Raw genomic sequence first — 17,517 nt, forward strand, 5'->3', positions numbered from 1 at the left:
GGGGCGCCGGGGCGCGGGGCTTCGAGGGCGAGGGGCTGGAGCGCGGTGTCCGGCCGCCCCGCGAAGCGGCCGGGCCGCGGATGGGCGACGAGGTGGAGGGCGCCCGCCGCCGCGTGGCGCATCGGGCCGTGCCGCACCTCGAAGGCGAGGCCGAGCCCGCCGGCCGCCGCGAGCGCCAGGGCGAGCGGGGCGAGGAGGCCGCCGCCGCCGGAGGCCAGCGCCAGGGCCGTGACCGCGCCGCCGAGGGCGTAGGCGAGGAGGAGGACGGGCAGGATCTGGAACCGCCCTACCGAGAGGCGCGGCGTCCTGCGCGGGTAGCGGCGCGCGCCGACGAGCAGCGACCCGGCGGCCGTGACGCCGAAGGCCAGGGCGACGAGGATCCAGTAGGGCGCGGATTCGCCGAGCGGCGGCAGGATCGCCAGGGCCGTCAGGACCGAGGCCGCGAGCAGGCCGCCTGCCACCACCGCGTGCATCCGCGACGCGTAGGCGTCCCGCGCCACGACGTGGTGCACGTCCACGAGATAGCGCCGAGGCAGCTTGGCGAGGCCGTCGAGCCACGCCACCGGGGCCGTCGCCCCGGCCCGCCAGAGGGTCGCCCGGCGCGCGACCTGAACGAGGGCCAGCGCCGCCATCGCCCAGACGAGGCCGGGAAACACGGTGGCCAGAGAGACGGGACCGGCCATGGCTGAGCTCAGATGTCCTTGCACAGCCGCAGGGCGTCGTAGAGCGCCGCGTGGATGTTGCGCCCGGCCACGGCGTCGCCGATCCGGTGGAGGGCGTAGCCCCCGGACAGGTCGAAGGGCTGCGGCTCGCCGCGGAGCAGGGCCTCCTGGTCGGTCTGGCCGCGATTCACCGAGCCGGCCTTGAGGCCGTGATAGAGGCCGTCCACCGGGAGCGTCCCGTGCTCCACCACGATGCGGTCGACGAGGCGCTCCTCCTCGGCGTCGGTCATGGTGTTGCGTAGGGCCGCCACGAAGCGGTTGCCCTCGGGATAGATCTCGATCAGCTCCATGTTCGGCGTCAACACAACGCCGAGCCGGTAGAGTTCGCGCAGGTGGATCGGCTGATTGGTGGTGCCGACCTCTTCGGCCACCATCCGGTCGTGGGTGGCGATCTCCACGAGGCAGCCGCGCTTGGCCAGGAGTTCGGCGACCGAGGCGGCGTTGTGCTGGCCCATCTCGTCGTAGAGCAGGACCGAGCCGGTCGGCTCGACAGCGCCGGAGAGCACCTCGGCCGTGGTTACGGCGTGCGCCTCCGCCCCCTTGGCGTGGCCGCGGGACGGGCTGCCGCCGGTCGCGACGATCACCACATCGGGGTTCTCGGCGCGGATCGCCTCCTCGGTGGCGGCCGTGTTCAGCCGCAGGTCGACGCCGAGCTTGGTGACCTGGGCGACGAGCCACCGGGTGATGCCCGACATCGCCTCGCGCCACCCGGCCTTCGCCGCCAGGGTGATCTGTCCGCCGGCCTGGGCGCCCTTCTCGAACAGCACGACCGCGTGGCCGCGCTCGGCGCAGACACGGGCCGCCTCGAGCCCGGCAGGCCCGGCGCCGACGACCACGACCCGGCGACGGACATCCGCCCGGCGGATCTCGTGGGGCATCGTGGCCTCGCGGCCGGTGGCGGCGTTCTGGATGCACAGGGCGTCGCCGCCGACGTAGATGCGGTCGATGCAGTAGCCCGCGCCGACGCACTGGCGGATATCGTCGGCCCGGCCCTCGGACAGCTTGCGCACGAGGTGCGGGTCGGCGATGTGCGCCCGTGTCATCGCCACCATGTCGACGTGACCCTCCGCCACCGCGCGGGCCGCGGTCGCGAGGTCGGTGACGCGCTGGGCGTGGAAGACCGGCACGTCGACCTCGCGCTTGATCGCGCTCGGCAGGAACAGGAACGGCGCCACCGGGAACGACATGTTGGGCAGGGAGATCGCGTGGGCGATGTGGTCCCGCGCCTGCCCGCCCAGGATGTTGAGGAAATCCACGAGGCCGCGCCTCGCGTATTCCGACGCGATGGCGAGGCAATCCTCCTGCGAGAGGCCGTCGGCGATCATCTCGTCGCCGGACATGCGGATGCCGATGACGTAGGCGTCGCCGACCTCTGCGCGCATCGCCTCCAGGACCTCGATGCCGAAGCGCATCCGGTTCTCCAGGCTGCCGCCGTACTTGTCGGTGCGCCGGTTCACCGCGGGCGACCAGAACTGGTCGATCAGGTGGCCGTGGGCGGCCGAGACCTCGCAGCCGTCGAGGCCGCCCTCGCGGCAGCGGCGCGCGGCCGCCGCGAAGCTCCGCACGACGCGAGCGATGTCCTCCGCCTCCATCTCCTTCGGGAGGGTGCGGGAGGCGGGCTCCCGCCGCGGCGAGGGCGCGAGCGTCGGCAGCCAGTGCTCGGTGTCCCACTTGGTGCGGCGGCCCATATGGGTGAGCTGGATCATCAGCTTGCCGCCGTGGGCGTGGATCCGGTCGGCGAACTGCCGGAAGTACGGGATCACCGCGTCGTCGGCGACGGAGATCTGATTCCAGGGGGCGGCCGGGCTGTCGGGGGCGACCGATGACGACCCGCCGAACATGGTCAGCCCGATCCCGCCCCTGGCCTTCTCGGCGTGGTAGAGCTGGTAGCGCTCCTGGGGCTTGCCGTCGCGGCCGTAGCCCGGCGCGTGACTGGTGGACATCACCCGGTTGCGGATGGTCAGCCCCTTGATGGTCAGGGGCTTCAGCAGCGCGTCGGCGTTGGCGATCACGGGAGCACTCCCGAAGGCGAGGGGGTGTGCGATGCGGGGAGGAGCCGGGCGCGGCCCGGGCCTCACCGCTCGATGACGAGGTCGCTCGTCGGCCTGGAGCAGCACAGCAGGGCCATGCCGGCATCGATCTCGCGCTGGCGGATGCCGCCCGCGTGGGTCATCGCCACGGTGCCGGAGGCCACCTTCGACTTGCAGGTGCCGCACAGGCCCTTGGCGCAGGAGGAGGGGAGGCGGATCCCGGCCTTGCGGGCCGCGTCCAGCACCGTCATGTCCTCCGGGCAGTCGAGCACCCGGCGGGTCTTGGCGAACTCGACCCGGAAGCTGCGCACGCCGGCGGCCGGGGCGTCGTCGAGGGCCTGCTCCGCCACGCGGCCGGCCTCCTGCTCGGCCTCCGGCAGGGCGCCGAAGTCGAAGCTCTCCGCGTGGTACCGGGCCATGTCGAAGCCGGCCTCGGCCAGCATCGCCCGCACGGCGTCCATGTAGGGCTTGGGGCCGCAGACGAAGACCGTGCGCTCTAGGAAGTCGGGCACCGTCTCGCGCAGGAGCGCCGGGGTCAGCCGGCCCCGCGGACCCGTCCAGGCCTCGCCCGGAGCGTCCGCCTCGCAGATCGCGTGGACGCTGAGCGCCGCGTCGCGGCGGGCCATCAGGGCGAGTTCGTCCCGGAAGACGATGTCGGCCGGGCTGCGCGCCGAATGGACGAAGGCCACGTCGCGGCCCGCCCCGAGGTCGTGGAGGGTGCGCGCCATCGCCATCATCGGCGTGGCGCCGCTGCCGCCCGACAGGAGCAGGTACTTCGCCCCGGGATGGGTGAAGCACGAGAACTCGCCCATCGGACCGAGCGCCCGGACGGTGTCGCCGGGCTTCAGGTTGTCGTGCAGCCAGTTCGAGACCGGGCCGCCGGCCACGCGCTTGACGGTGATCGCCAGGGTGTGCGGCCGGGTCGGCGCCGAGGAGATCGTGTAGCAGCGGTGGAGCGTCTCCCCGCCGATCTCGAAGGCGAAGGTCAGGAACTGGCCGGGCAGGTAGCGGAACGTCCGCGGCTCGCGGGCGGCGAGCACGAAAGTCTTCACGTCGTGCGTCTCGGCCCGCACCGCGACGCAGGTGAGGACGTCGTCCGTCTCGGCATCCCAGGGCGCGGACGCCGCGAGCGACGCGGCGGCCGGCTCGGCCGATCCGGGGACCCTGGCGGGGGCCGGAGCCACGATCAGCGCCCCAGATGCGCGGCCATGCGGCCGACGTACCAGGTGCAGAACTTCTCCACGAGCATCTCGGTGTGGGGCGAGTACGGGCCGGGCTCGTAGGCCGGGCTGCGCACGCCCTGCTGGCAGATGCCGACGAGCTCGCTGTCCTGGTCGTTGGTGGCCTCCCAGACGCCGGTCAGGTTGGCGAGGTCGTAGTCGACGCCCTCGACCGCGTCCTTGTGGACGAGCCACTTGGTGCGCAGGAGCGAGCGCTCGGCGTCGAGCGGCAGCACCGCGAAGGTGACGATGTGGTCGCCGAGGAAGTGGTGCCAGGAATTGGGCTGCGTCCAGACCGAGAGGCCACCGAGCTTGGCGCTGGTCAGGCTGCCGAGGAGCTTCCGGCAGGCGGCCTTGGTGTCGATCGTGTGGGATTCACCCTCGCCGTCGAGCGGCAGCCGCTCGGTGCGGAAGCCCGTGATCATGGTGTCGAGCTCGTCGATCTCCTTCGACGGCAGCCCCTCCGCCTCCCACGCGCCGTGGCGCGTCCGGAGCAGGCAGCCGTAACGCTCGGCCTGGGCGCGGTCGTGCTCGTCCATCTCCTCGGGCGCGAAGCCGAAGCCGTAGGCGAAGAGCGGCACGGTCAGCTCGGGATGGTTCGCGCCGCAATGGTAGCACTCGCGGTTGTTCTCCATCGTGAGCTTCCAGTTGCCCGGCTCGACGATGTCCTTCTGGAAGGCGACCTTGGTGTCGCGGATGTTGTGGGGCGCGATGTAGGGGCCGAGCCGGGCCGCCACCGCGTCGAAATCGGCGGGCGGGTCGTCCGAGAGGCAGACGAACAGCAGGCCCTCGAGGGAGCGGATGTGGACCGGCTTGAGGCCGTGGCAGCCGCGCTCGAAATCCGGCCCCATGTGGTCGGCGTGGATGAGGGCGCCGGTCAGGTCGTAGGTCCAGGAATGGTAGCGGCAGACGAGGTTGCCGACGGTGGACTTCTCCTCGTGGACGAGCCGCGCGCCGCGGTGGCGGCAGACGTTGTGGAAGGCCCGCACGGCGCCGTCGTCGTCGCGGACGATCGCCACCGAGGTCTTGCCGATGTCGACGACCATGACGTCGCCGGCCTCCGGCACGTCGGGCTCGACGCCGACGTAGATCCAGTGGCGGCCGAAGATGACCGCCATGTCGGCCTCGAAGACTTCGGGGCTCAGGTAGAACTCGGCCGGCAGGCTGTAGCCGCGACGGCGCTCGCGCAGGAGACGCTGCAGAGGGGTCGGCGTCACGTCGAGCATGGGACCTCCGGAGCCATTCAGGCCCCGAAACTATCGCCGCCGGACCGACCGCCCGCTGCCACGCCAGCGACACTCGCTTGGTCAACCGCGACGTGGCGCGGACCGGTCCGTGCCGGGCGCCGGGGCGCCGCTACTCGGCGGCCGACCGGGTGACGGTCTCCGCGCCGTCGTCCACGCCGGAGCGCGCGATGCTGTCCTCCAGCCGCAGCGCGGCGTTGATCAGCGCCATGTGGGAGAAGCCCTGCGGCGTGTTCCCGCGCTGCGCCCCGGTGGCCGGGTCGATCTCCTCCGCGAGCAGCCCGACATCGTTGCACCGGGCGATCAGCCGCTCGAAGGCGGCCCTGGCCTCTCCGGTCCGCCCGTCGAGGGCGAGGCAGCCGACCCGCCAGAACGCGCAGGCCGTGAACGTGCCCTCGTCGCCCTCCAGCCCGTCCTCCATGCGGTAGCGGTAGATCAGGTCGCCGACGCCCAGTTCACGCTCGACCGCCGCCAGGGTATCGCGCATGCGCGGCTCCCGAGGGTCGAGAGCCCCGAACAGGGCGACGCGCAGGACCGCGGCGTCGAGGTGGTGCGAGTCGTAGGCGCCGACATAGGCCCGCTTCTCGGCGTTCCAGCCCTTCTCCAGGTATTCCGACCGGATCTCGGCGGCGATCCGCTCCCACTCGGCGATCCTCGCCTCCGGCACGCCCGCGATGTTGCGGGCGATCCGGGCCGCGTCCCGCAGGGCGACCCAGATCATCGCCTTGGTGTGGACCTGCTGGCGCGGCCCGGTGCGCAGCTCCCAGATGCCGTTATCCGCGTCGTGGCGGTGGCGGATGGCCCGGGCGGTGAGGTTGTCCAGCACCTCCGGCAACCGGTCGTTGACCTTCTCGGGCGGGTCGTAATCGACCGCCTCGAGGAAGACGCACAGCGCGCGGATCAGCTCGCCGTAGATGTCGTGCTGGTCCTGGCACTCGGCGATGTTGCCGATCACCACCGGCCCCACGCCGTTCCAGCCGGCGAGGTGGCTCAACGCCTCCTCCGGCGGCATGTCGCCGGCGATGCCGTACATGAGCCGCGTCTCCCGCCCGAAGGTGCCGTCGCGCTCGCGCAGGAAGCGCAGGAACTCGGACGCCTCGCGGACGTAGCCCAGCATCACGAAGGCGGTAACCGTGAAGGCGGCGTCCCGCATCCAGGTGAAGCGGTAATCGTAGTTGCGGTTGCCCGGGACCGCCTCGGGCAGGCCGGCCGTGGCCGCGGCGACGATCCCGCCCGAGGGCGAGTAGGTCAGCAGCTTCAGGCACAGGGCGGACCGCATCACCGCGTCCCGGTAGGCGCCGCGATAGGTGCTCCGGGCGCACCAGCGGCGCCAGTAATCGGCGGTCGACTCCAGCCGCCTCTGGGCGCCAGCGAAATCCTCGATGCAGGCCTCGTCCTGATCCTCGCCGTGGGTCAGGACCAGGTAGGCGGTCTCGCCCTCCGCGAGGTCGAAGCGGACCTCGGCCGCGTCGCCCGCGAGGGTCGGGCACGCGTGCGCGTTGACCCGCACACGCCAGTCCCCGGCCTCGAACAGGACCGACCCGCCCTCGACCAGCGGCGTGCACGGGCGGCGGGCGTAGTCGAAGGTCGGGCGGACCCGGAACACGCCCGAGACCCGGCCCTGCTCGCAGGTCAGCAGCCGGATCAGACGGCTCTCGCTCTCGCCGTCCGGCCCCTCCTCGGGCTCCGGGCTCGGCGGGTTGACGGGCATCAGGTCGACGAGGCGCGCCCGGCCGGTCTCCGTGGTGAAGGTCGTCTCCAGGATGTTGGTGTCGGGCAGGTAGCGGCGCGCGCTCCCGGTCGGCCCGTCGAGGGCGAGGCTGCACGCCCCGCCCTTCTTGTCGTCGAGGAGCTTCACGAACAGCGCCGGCGAATCGTGGCGCGGCCAGCACAGCCAGTCGATGGAGCCGTCCCGGGCGATCAGCGCGCAGGAATGGGTGTCACCGATGAGGGCGTAATCGCTGATGGGCTTCGACACGGGGCTTCCGGATGGCGGCACCCGGTCCGCCGGGCAGGACAGAGTCCTGAGGTAGCCGGGCGGCGCCGGGCGGGGAGTCCCGATCGACGATTCGCCGCACGGCCACGCGCGATCGCTCCCGGTCGGTCAGGCCCCGGGCCGTGGCAGCATGCGGTCGCTGATGATCCGCCGCTGGATCTCGCTCGTGCCCTCGAAGATCGTCGTCAGCCGCGCGTCGCGCCAGTAGCGCTCGACCCGGCGCTCGGTGGTGTAGCCGTTGCCGCCGTGGAGCTGCATCGCCTGGTTGGTGACCCGCACCGCCATCTCGGTGGCCAAGAGCTTCACCATCGCCGACTCGCTCTCAGCGGCCTCGCCCTGGTCGAGGAGGTGGGCGACCTGATGCCAGAAGGCCCGCGCCTGCGCGACCTCAGCGGCCATGTCGGCCAGCGCGAAGCGCAGCGCCTGGAAGTCGCCGATCGGGTGTCCGAACTGGACGCGCTCCTGCAGGTAGCTCTGGCAATCCTCGACCGCCGCGCGGGCGACGCCGACGGCCCGGGCCGCCGTGTGCACCCGGGCGATGTTGAGGCCGCGCTGGACGGCGGCGAACCCGCCGGAATCCGCGTCCGCCCCCTGGTCGCCGTAGAGCCCGGTGAGCCGGTCGCTCTCGGGCACGCACACGTCCTCCAGGCTCAGCTCGAAGGTCTGGAAGCCGTGGTAACCGATCTTGTCGATCACCCGGCCGGTCACGCCGGGCGGGAAGCTGTCTCGCTCCTTGAGCACGAGGAACGGCTCGAGGCCGGCCGAGCGCGACTCGCCCGGCTCCGGGTCGCGGGTCCGGGCCAGGACCTCGATGAAGTCGGCGCCCTTGGCGAACCCCGCCCAGCGCTTGGTCCCGGTGATCCGCCACCGGTCGCCGTCGCGCACCGCCCGGGTCTGCACGCCGGCGAGGTCGGACCCGGCATCGGGTTCCGACAGCGAGATCGAGCCGATCCACTGCCCCCGGGCCGAGCGCCGGAGCAGCTCCGCCCGGCGGTCCGGGTCGAGGGTCTGGGTGCCGAGGCCCTGACCGCGGGCCAGGATGCTGCCCACCGAGAGCCAGGCCCGGGCCAGCTCCTCCGAGACGAGGCAGTACTCGAACACGCCGAGCCCGAGGCCGCCATGCTCCGCCGGGATCGTGATGCCGAACCAGCCCTTCTCGGCCATGGCGTCGATGAGCGACCGCGGCATCTCGGCCTTGTGACGGTCGAGCTCGTCGGCGAGCGGCAGGACGGTGTCGCGGGCGAAGGCCCGGGCCTCGGCCTGCAGCGCCGCCCGCGCCTCGGTGCGCCAGGGCGAGGCGAGTTCCGGCGGCTTCGGCGCGATCAGGTCCTTCCGATCCTCGGTTCCGGTCATCGTTCCCCCCTGCGATGTGACGCCGTGCGGCAACTCAGTTCAGGTCCGTGCGGGAAACACGCGCTTACAAAATGGTTCCGTGCCCCATCTTCGAATAATCGGCGGACGGGGTCATAATAGCTTGATGATGCAGGCCGAACCGCAGACCGACTCCTTCGCGATGAGCGCACCCGCAACACCCCACATCCTCGTCGTCGAGGACGATCGGGAGATCTCGGCGCTGATCGCGCGCTACCTGCGCGGCAACGATTGCCGCGTCACCCTGGCCGGCGACGGCGCCGACATGGACCGGGTCCTGGCGGAAGCGCGGATCGACCTCATCGTGCTCGACCTGATGCTTCCCGGCGAGGACGGCCTGAGCCTGTGCAGGCGCCTGCGCGGCACCTCGCAGATCCCGATCCTGATCCTGACCGCGAAATCCGAGGACGTGGACCGGATCCTCGGCCTCGAACTCGGCGCCGACGACTACCTCGCCAAGCCGTTCAACCCGCGGGAGCTGCTCGCCCGCATCCGCGCCATCCTGCGCCGGGTCGCCGCCGAGGCGCCGGACGCCGACGAGCGGCGGCGCCTGCACTTCTCGGGCTGGACGCTGGACGTCTCCCTGCGGCAGGTCCTCTCGCCCGAGGGTGCGCGCATCTCGATCACCGGTGCGGAGTTCGACCTCCTCCACGCCCTGTGCCTCCGGCCGGGGCGGGTGCTGTCCCGGGACCAACTCCTCGACCTCACCCAGGGCCGCGCCGCGGGCCCGTTCGAGCGGAGCATCGACGTGCTGATCTCCCGGATCCGCCAGAAGATCGAGCGCGACACCCGCAACCCCGAATTCATCCGCACGATCCGGTCCGGGGGCTACCTGTTCACGCCCGAGGTCACGCGGTCATGAGCGGCCTGGGGCGCCTCCGCGCGCGGCTGCGTCCGAAGACCATCGCGGGCCAGATCGCGCTCCTCGTGGTCGCCGGCATCGCGGTGGCCCACGTGGTCGCCACCGCGGCGTTCCTGATCCTGCACGAATCGCAGAATCCCGACACGCTGCCGGGTGTGGCCGCGAGCCGCCTCGGAGTCCTCGTGAGGCTCATGGACGCCGCCGATCCGGCGGCGCGACCGGCCCTGCTGGCGAGCGGACGCAGCCTGCCGCTGATCCACGTCGAGCCCTGGGACGGGACAGCGCCGGCCGGGGCGGCGTCGCCGCCCGACCTGCCGGTGATCCGCAAGCTGCGCAACGGCGCTGGCAGGCCGGTGACGATCACCGATCTCTCGGCCGCCGATCCGGAGCAGGACCGCTCGAACGCGCGCCTGCATGTCGGCATCGTCACGCCGACGGGGGCTCAGCTCCAGGCCACGCTGCCGAACGATCCCCTGAGGGGTCCTCGCCAGGGGGCGCTGATCTTCACCGTGGTGTTCCTGGCGCTGACGCTGGCGCTGCTCTGCGTCTGGGCCACGCGCGCCCTCACGGCGCCGCTGAAGCGGCTCGCGGGCGCGGCGGAGGCCTTCGGCGCCCGCGACGACCACGTGGCGCTGCCGGAGGCGGGGCCGCGCGAGGTGCTCGCCGTGTCCCGGGCGCTGGACCGGATGCGGTCGCGCGTCCGCCGCCTGATCGACGACCGGACCCAGATGCTGGCGGCGATCAGCCACGACCTGCGCACGCCGATCACCCGGCTGCGCCTGCGCGCCGAGTTCATCGAGGACGAGAACGCCCGGGCCTCGACCCTGCGCGACCTCGACCAGATGAACGGCCTCGTCGAGGCGGCGCTCTCCTTCGTGCGCGACGGCCAGATCCGCGACGCGAACAGCCACAGCCTCGTGGACCTCGCCTCGGTGGTGCAGACGGTCTGCGACGACTTCTCGGATTTCGGCGCCCCGGTCAGCGTCAGCCGCAGCCGGCACGTCCTGGTCCAGGGCCGGCCCGAGGAACTCCAGCGGGCGGTGACCAACCTCGTGGACAACGCCGTGAAGTACGGCGGCCGGGCCGACGTGCAGATGGAGGCCTCCGAGCGCGGCGTCCGGGTCTGCATCCTGGACAACGGCCCGGGGATCCCGGAGGCGGAGCGCGAGGCGATGCTCCAGCCCTTCGTGCGCGGCGACCGGGCGCGCAATCTCAACGAGGCCAGCGGCTTCGGCCTCGGCCTCTCGATCGTGCAGGCCATCGTCGAGGCCCATAATGGGCGCCTGCGGCTGGAGAACCGCCCCGAGGGCGGGCTCTGCGCGGCGATCGAGCTGCCCCTGGCCGCCCAGGCCTTCGCGGGGCGCGCGGCGCAGAAGCCCGCGCCGCTCCCGGCCGAGGCGGCCTGAGGCCGCCTCGGGATCGCGTCCGGTTCTACGCCGCCCGCACGTTGCGGAGGAACTGCGCCACCTCGGCGCGGAGCTGCTCCGAGCGCGTCGCCAGCGAGTCGGACGCCTGCGCGACCGAGTCCGCGGCCTCGCCGGCATCGCCCGCGACCCGGGCGACCTCGGCGATTTCCAGGGTCATCGTGCCGGTGCCGGCCGACGCCTGCCCCATGCTGCGGACGATGTCCTGCGTGGTGACGCCCTGCTGGTCCACCGCGGCGGCGATGCTGGTCGACACCTGGTTCATCGCCTCGATCTGGGCGGTGATGCCCTGGATCGCCCCGGCCGCGTCGCCCGTTACCGTCTGGATCGAGGCGACCTGACGGCTGATCTCCTCGGTGGCGCGGGTGGTCTGGGCGGCGAGTTCCTTGACCTCGGCGGCGACCACCGCGAAGCCGCGGCCGGCCTCCCCGGCGCGGGCGGCCTCGATCGTGGCGTTGAGCGCCAGCAGGTTCGTCTGCCCGGCGATCGTCGAGACCATGCCGACCACGTCGCCGATGCGCGTCGCGGCGGCGGCGAGGTCGGTCATGGTCTGCTCGGCCCGGCGGGCCTCGCCGACGGCGGTGGCGGACATGCCGGCGGCCTGCTCGACCTGCCGGCCGATCTCCTGGACCGTCGCGCCGAGTTCCTCGGCCGCGGCCGCCACGGTGTTGACGTTGTCGGAGGTCTGCTGCGCGGCCCCGGCGACGCTGGTCGAGCGCTCGGAGGTGCTGGAGACCGCGGCGCGCATCGTGTCCGAGGCGCCCTGAAGCTCCGTGACTGCGCCGGTCAGGCCCTCGACGATGCCGCCGACCGAGTGCTCGAAGCCGTCGGCCAGCTGCTTGAGCATGGCGCGCCGGCTCTGCTCCTCGCGCAGGCGCGCGGCCTCGGTGGTCTGGAGCTGCTGGGCGGCCTCCTCCAGCGACATGTCGCGGATCGTGACCACGGCGCGGGCGATGTCGCCGATCTCGTCCCGCCGCGCGCTGCCCGGCACGTCGGTCAGCGCCTGGCGATCGGCGAGGGCCTTGAGCGCGCGGGTGAGGGCACCGAGCGGCGCCACGATCGAGCGGGCGAGCAGCAGGCCGAGCAGGGCCGTTCCGGCGAGCACGAACAGGCCGGTCAGGATCAGCGTGCGCGACAGGGCCTGGACCGCGTCGATCGCCTCGGCCTGGGTCTGCTCCGCCACCACCGTCCAGGGCGCGCCCAGGACGGTCACCGGCGAGGCGGCCGCCATGTGGGTGCCGTTCTCCGCCGCGAAGTCGACGGGACCGCCGGCCTTGACCCGATCGGCGGCGAGGCCGATCCCGGCGAGGCCCGCGCCGGCCCGGACGCCGGGGTTCAGCGGCGGGTTGCTGCGCAGGAGGCCGTCCGCGCCGACCGCCAGGATCTGGCCCGTGTCGCCGAGACCGGTCCGCTTCGACAGCGTCTGGTCGAACAGGGCGGGCGTGACCCGCATGACGATGAAGCCGATCCGCTCGGCCGCCTGCGCGGTGCCCATGGCGACGTTGGCCCGCTTGGTCATGGCGCGGCCGAGGAAGGCGGCCGGGACCCCGTCCACCGGGTAGGCGGCGAAATCCTCGTACAGGACCGCGCCCGGGTCGGCGGATTTCAGGCGCTCGACGAGGCGCGCGAGCGCCGTCCCCGCCAAGCCGTCCTCCGTGACCGCTTTGCCGAAATCGGCGCCCTTCGTCGTGGTGTAGTCGATCCGGCCGTTGTCATCGATGAACATCAGGTCGGCGTAGCCCGGCTGGGCGACGAGCTTGCGCGCCACCTCCTGAACCTTGACGTGCCGGCGGGCATACATCGACGACATGCCGCTGCCGTCGAGGGCGACCCGCGCCTCGGCGGTCTGCGGCGCGCGGAACGCCGCGATGACGCTCTCGGTGTCGGGCTTCGCCGGGTCGAGGTTCTCGAGCAGGTCGGGGAAGTTCGAGACGATCTGCGGGTGGGCCGCCACCGCCAGGAAGTCGGCCTGCGCCCGATCCGCCACCAGCTCGATCGCGTCCCGGCGCGCCGCCGCGGCGAGTTCGAGGCGCTCGTGGGCCGCGGTCATCAGGCCCGCCCGCGCCGAGTACCAGCTGAATCCGCCCATGGCTGTGGCGCTCAGGAGCGCCAGGCCGACGGTCGTCGCGGGAAGGCGCGTGCTCAGCCGCGATAGCGAGATCATGATGCCCCTGTATTCTTTCGAAGGTTGGTCTGACGTGAACCGATCGCCCAATCCTTATAAAAATCTCGTAAACACCGATACACCGCTCAAAACTTGAGCACATGCGGAACATACAACTTAAAGAGCTGTTCGGGCACCATGATTCCAAGTTATGAATGGTCGAACGCCCGCTCCGGCAAGATTTCGCCGCGCGGGTCGTCACGGACATCCGCGCGGAGTTGAGGGATGCGCGGCATCCGGCCAAGTTTCGGTCAGCCCGTCTCGGCCAGCTCGTCGTCCCGCGGCCGCCCCGGACACACCGTCACGGATCTTGCTGGCCGATCCCGTCTCGCGGTCGGCGTCATCGGCCGGTTATGAGTCCGGGTGGTAGAGCGGCCGCGGAGCACGGGCGCTTCGGGACGGCGACGGAGGTGGGATGAGCGGCGAAGACGAGCCGGACCGGGCGCGCAGCATCGCGCTGATCGGGGCGCCGATCGAGGTCGGGACCAGCGAGGCCGGCGCCCTCATGGGCCCGGCGGCCCTGCGCACGGCCGGGCTGGTGCGGGCGCTCGCCGAGCTCGGCCACGCGATCGCGGATCGCGGCGACGTCGCCCCGGACGGGCCCGCCGGGACGCGCGGGCTGGACGGTGTCGCCGCCTGGACGCGGGCCCTGTCCCGCGCCGTCGAGGACGCCCTCGACGCGGGGGCGCTGCCGCTGACCGCCGGCGGCGATCACAGCCTGTCCCTGGGCTCCGTCGACGGGGTGATGCGGCACTGCGCGCGGCGCGGTCAGCCCGTCTTCGTCCTCTGGCTCGACGCCCACGCCGACTTCAACACGCCGGCGACCTCGCCCTCCGGCAATGTCCACGGCATGCCGCTCGCCGCCCTGTGCGGCGAGCCGGGCTTCCCGCCGCTCTTCGCCGAGCCGGCGCCGGCGCCCCTGCCGCCCGCCGACGTCCACCTGTTCGGCCTCCGGTCGATCGATGCCGGCGAGCGCGCCCTCGTGACGGCGCGCCGGGTCGGCGTCACCGACATGCGCACGATCGACGAGTTCGGCGTCGTGGCGCCCCTGCGGCGGGTGCTCGACCGCGTCGCCGCGCGGGGCGCGCACCTCCATGTCAGCCTCGACATCGACTTCCTCGATCCGTCGATCGCCCCGGCCGTGGGCACCACCGTTCCGGGCGGCGCCACCTTCCGGGAGGCCCATCTGATCATGGAGATGCTCCACGATTCCGGTCTGGTCCGCTCCCTCGACGTGGTGGAACTCAACCCCTTTTTGGACGAGCGCGGCCGCAGTGCCCGGGTGCTCGTCGAGCTGGTGGCCAGCCTGTTCGGCCGGCGCATCCTCGACCGGCCGACCCTGCCGATCGAGGCCGTGCCCGCAGAGCCGGCCGGGCGCGCCTGATGCACGGCCCTCGCACGCCCGGACCCGCACCCGAGCGGCTCGAAGCCGCGCCCGAAAACGCGCCCGCGCGCCAGCGCTCGGACGGGCGGGTCCGGTTGCGCGTCGGGCCGGCCCATCCCGGACACGCGACCCGCATCCTGGATCTCGCCGAGTCCGGGCCGTCGCGGCTGCGCTTCCCCCGGGGGACCGGCGCGCCGGAGGCGGTCCTCGTCAACACGGCGGGCGGCGTCGCCTGCGGCGACACCTTCGCCATCGACCTCACGCTCGAACCGGGCGCCGCGCTGGTTCTGACCACGACGGCGGCCGAGAAGATCTATCGCTCGGACGGCCCCGTGAGCCGCATCGTCAACACGCTGCATCTGGGGGAGGGGGCCGGCCTCGCCTGGCTGCCGCAGGAGACGATCCTGTTCGATCGGGCCCGGGTGCGGCGGCGCTTCGCGGCCGATCTCGCCGAGGGGGCCGCGCTGCTCGCCGTAGAGGTCGTGGCGTTCGGCCGCGCCGCCCGGGGCGAGCGGATCGCCGACGGGCTGTTCGCGGATTCCTGGCGGATCCGCCGGGGCGGGCGCCTCGCCTACGCCGACGACCTCCTGCTGGAGGGGCCGATCAGCGACCACCTCGCCCGGCCAGCCATCGGCGGCGGCGCCCGCGCCTGCGCGACGATCCTCGACGTCTCCCCCGGGGCGGAGGCGCGCCTCGAGGAGGCGCGGACCCGGCTGGCCGAGGCCGCGTCGCCCGGGACGACAGCGGCGGCGAGCGCCTGGAACGGCCATCTGGCGGTCCGCGCGCTGGGCGACGCGGTCGGGCCCCTGCGCGGGGTCGTCGCCCGCTTCCTCGCGGGCTACCGCGGCCTGCCGATGCCGCGGGTCTGGCAGAGCTGACGCGGTCCGCGCGATCCGGGCCTCGGGGCCGTTGCCTGCGACCGCCGACCTCTGCTAGAGACGCGCACCCGGAGCTGTCCGCCAAGCTCCGGACGGGACGGCAGCGCCGTTCGGGAAGGCCTCGTGGCGGAGTGGTTACGCAGAGGACTGCAAATCCTTGCACCCCGGTTCGATTCCGGGCGAGGCCTCCATCCTTCCCAGACAGATTGTGCCGGTCGTAAGGGGCCGGTGCGCGCCCGTCAGGCGCCGTGGACCTCCACCATGAAGGTCTTGATCGCCCGCTGCAGGCTGTGGGTCCCGGCATTGACCCGGGCGGCGCTGCCGCGCACCTGCCCGGCATGCGCCTCGTTGGACGCGGCCGCAGCCTGAACGCCCGCCACGCTCTCGGAGACCTGCCGGGCCTCCGCGGCCGCGCCGAAGATCGCCCGCGCGATCTCCTGGCTGGCCTGCCCCTGCTGGTCGGTGGCGTCCGCGACCTCGGAGGCGATCAGGCTCATCCGCGCGATGGTCTCGCCGATCGTGCCGATGGCGCCGACCGTGCGCCCGGTGGCGCCCTGGATCGCCCCGACCTGCCCGGTGATGCGGTCGGTGGCGAGCGCCGTCTGGCCGGCCAGCGCCTTCACCTCCGCGGCGACCACCGCGAAGCCCCGCCCCGCGGCGCCCGCGCGGGCCGCCTCGATCGTGGCGTTGAGCGCGAGGAGGTTCGTCTGCTCGGCCACCTCGCGGATCAGCGTGACCACGGCGCCGATCTCCTCGGCCGCCTGCGAGAGGCTCATCACCGTCTCCTTGAGGCCCTGCGTGTCGGAGAGGGCCGAGGTGGCGATCGCGCTGGTGTGACGGACCCGCGCCTCGATCTCCCGCGCCGAGGCCGAGAGCTCCTCGGCGGCGCTGGCGATGCTGTCGACGAGGCCGGCGCTCTGCTCCGACGCCCCGGCGACGACGGCCGACTCGGCCGCCATCGCCCCCGCGTTGCCCGAGAGCGTGTCGGCCGCCGCCTGCATCGCCTCGGCCGAGTCGGCGAGATCGGTGACGGCGCGGTGCGTCTCGGCCTCGAAGGTGCGGGTGGCCGCGGCCAGCGCCTCCGCCCGGCTGCGGTCGCGGTCGCGCCGCGCCTGCGCCTCGGCGTCGAGGTCGCGCTTCTCGATCAGCGCCGTCTGGAACGCCGCGATGGCGGCTGCCATCTCGCCGATCTCGTCGCGGCGATGCGTGAACGGGATCGCGCGGCCGAGATCGTTGGCGGCGAGCGCCGTCATCCCGTCCTTGAGCCGATGCAGCGGCCGCCGCACCTGGCTCACGATGATCCAGATCGCCGCGAGGAGGCCGAACGCCAGCGACGCGGCCGGCACGGCCACCAGGGTGATCCGCGCCTGGCGGCGGTCGGCCGCGTCCGCGGCCCGGCGGGCGTTCAGGCGGTTCAGCACCTCCCGTCCGAGAATGCCGATCTCGGCGACCATGCGCTCGCGGTTCTTCACGGTCGCCTCGTCGGTCGCCTGGATCAGCGCGGCCTTGGGCGAGACCGTGAGGCCGAGTTCGGCCGTATCGGTCTGGTAGGCGATGAATTCCTTGACGAAGAGGTCGAACCGCCGCCGTCGGTCGGCGGGGAGCTGATCCTCCATGGCCTCGAGGAAGGGCACCCGCACCTGCTCCACGGTGGCGAGGGCGTCGTGGAGCGCCGACAGCCGCGTGCGCGCCTCCGTCGTGTCCTCCGCGGTGTAGAGGGCCGTGGCCTGCACGACCGCGTGCTCGATCGCCTGCCCCAGGGCGCCCGCCTGAAGGCCGGCGTTCCAGATCCGGTCGGTGGCGGCCGCCCGCTCCTGCTCCCAATTCGATTGTCGAACCGCGAAGGCAGCGATGCCGATCGCCACCAGGCCCAGCAGCCCGATCACCGCGGAGAGCTTCAGCCCGAGTGAGATGCGCATGGCGACGAGCCGCTTCTGGCCGGAGATTCGTGTGACCGCAGCTATATCGAAGCAAATCTTTTTGAACAGATAAATATAGCCGGCAAAAACGTTTATATTATACTCTGACAATCCAAGATTTTTGCCAGCGCGCGGCCGGTTCAACCTCAGGATCTAGGGGATCACCGGAGGAATCCTTCGCGGATCTCGGCCGGTGCCGGATGGTCAGTGCTGTCTCGCGGGCGCCGTCGGCAGGTGCGTCGGCAGGCAGGAGGACTGGTTTCGCCCGGACGAAGCTGGATCGCCGCGAGCCCGACCGCGCGC

12 protein-coding genes and 1 tRNA gene are annotated in these 17,517 nt (G+C 72.7%); 5 read left to right on the forward strand and 8 right to left on the reverse strand.

Annotated features, from left to right (window positions below; translation table 11 throughout):
* The 6 genes from ACLBYE_RS06200 to ACLBYE_RS06225 all read right to left on the reverse strand — a co-directional run.
* Positions 1–683 (reverse strand): DUF3483 domain-containing protein (locus ACLBYE_RS06200; RefSeq protein ID WP_447693478.1); only part of this gene is annotated, 683 nt, incomplete at its 3' end.
* An 8-nt stretch (positions 684–691) separates the two neighbouring features.
* A complete protein-coding gene (locus ACLBYE_RS06205; RefSeq protein ID WP_447693479.1) occupies positions 692–2,734 on the reverse strand; it encodes an oxidoreductase in 2,043 nt (680 codons plus the stop codon).
* A gap of 62 nt (positions 2,735–2,796) precedes the next feature.
* Complete coding sequence (locus ACLBYE_RS06210) at positions 2,797–3,936, reverse strand: 2Fe-2S iron-sulfur cluster-binding protein (protein WP_447693480.1); 1,140 nt, start codon at positions 3,934–3,936, stop codon at positions 2,797–2,799.
* Between the two features lie 2 nt (positions 3,937–3,938).
* A complete protein-coding gene (locus tag ACLBYE_RS06215) occupies positions 3,939–5,198 on the reverse strand; it encodes an aromatic ring-hydroxylating oxygenase subunit alpha (protein ID WP_447693481.1) in 1,260 nt (419 codons plus the stop codon).
* Between the two features lie 130 nt (positions 5,199–5,328).
* Positions 5,329–7,194 (reverse strand): glycoside hydrolase family 15 protein, encoded by a 1,866-nt coding sequence (locus ACLBYE_RS06220; RefSeq protein ID WP_447693482.1) that lies wholly within the window; start codon positions 7,192–7,194, stop codon positions 5,329–5,331.
* Positions 7,195–7,320: 126 nt separating this feature from the next.
* On the reverse strand, positions 7,321–8,565 hold the full coding sequence (locus ACLBYE_RS06225; RefSeq protein ID WP_447693483.1) for an acyl-CoA dehydrogenase family protein: 1,245 nt from the start codon (positions 8,563–8,565) through the stop codon (positions 7,321–7,323).
* Positions 8,566–8,689: 124 nt separating this feature from the next.
* Here ACLBYE_RS06225 and ACLBYE_RS06230 point away from each other — a divergent pair, with 124 nt between their 5' ends.
* Positions 8,690–9,445, forward strand: a complete 756-nt coding sequence (locus ACLBYE_RS06230) for a response regulator (RefSeq protein WP_020092151.1) — start codon at positions 8,690–8,692, stop codon at positions 9,443–9,445.
* On the forward strand, positions 9,442–10,851 hold the full coding sequence (locus tag ACLBYE_RS06235) for an ATP-binding protein (RefSeq protein WP_447693484.1): 1,410 nt from the start codon (positions 9,442–9,444) through the stop codon (positions 10,849–10,851). The genes ACLBYE_RS06230 and ACLBYE_RS06235 overlap by 4 nt, the downstream gene beginning before the upstream one ends.
* Positions 10,852–10,876: 25 nt before the next feature.
* Here ACLBYE_RS06235 and ACLBYE_RS06240 read toward each other — a convergent pair whose 3' ends face one another.
* Positions 10,877–13,033 (reverse strand): methyl-accepting chemotaxis protein, encoded by a 2,157-nt coding sequence (locus tag ACLBYE_RS06240; protein ID WP_020092153.1) that lies wholly within the window; start codon positions 13,031–13,033, stop codon positions 10,877–10,879.
* 415 nt (positions 13,034–13,448) lie between these two features.
* Here ACLBYE_RS06240 and rocF point away from each other — a divergent pair, with 415 nt between their 5' ends.
* The 3 genes from rocF to ACLBYE_RS06255 all read left to right on the forward strand — a co-directional run bounded on the left by rocF (position 13,449) and on the right by ACLBYE_RS06255 (position 15,486).
* On the forward strand, positions 13,449–14,417 hold the full coding sequence (gene rocF / locus ACLBYE_RS06245; RefSeq protein WP_447693485.1) for an arginase: 969 nt from the start codon (positions 13,449–13,451) through the stop codon (positions 14,415–14,417).
* A complete protein-coding gene (locus tag ACLBYE_RS06250; RefSeq protein WP_447693486.1) occupies positions 14,417–15,295 on the forward strand; it encodes an urease accessory protein UreD in 879 nt (292 codons plus the stop codon). The genes rocF and ACLBYE_RS06250 overlap by 1 nt, the downstream gene beginning before the upstream one ends.
* A 117-nt stretch (positions 15,296–15,412) precedes the next feature.
* Positions 15,413–15,486 (forward strand) — tRNA-Cys (locus ACLBYE_RS06255).
* Between the two features lie 48 nt (positions 15,487–15,534).
* On the opposite strand, the gene ACLBYE_RS06260 is transcribed toward ACLBYE_RS06255, so the two are convergent.
* On the reverse strand, positions 15,535–17,214 hold the full coding sequence (locus tag ACLBYE_RS06260) for a methyl-accepting chemotaxis protein (RefSeq protein ID WP_447693487.1): 1,680 nt from the start codon (positions 17,212–17,214) through the stop codon (positions 15,535–15,537).
* Positions 17,215–17,517: the final 303 nt, after the last annotated feature.

Source organism: Methylobacterium sp. A52T (genome assembly GCF_053346095.1).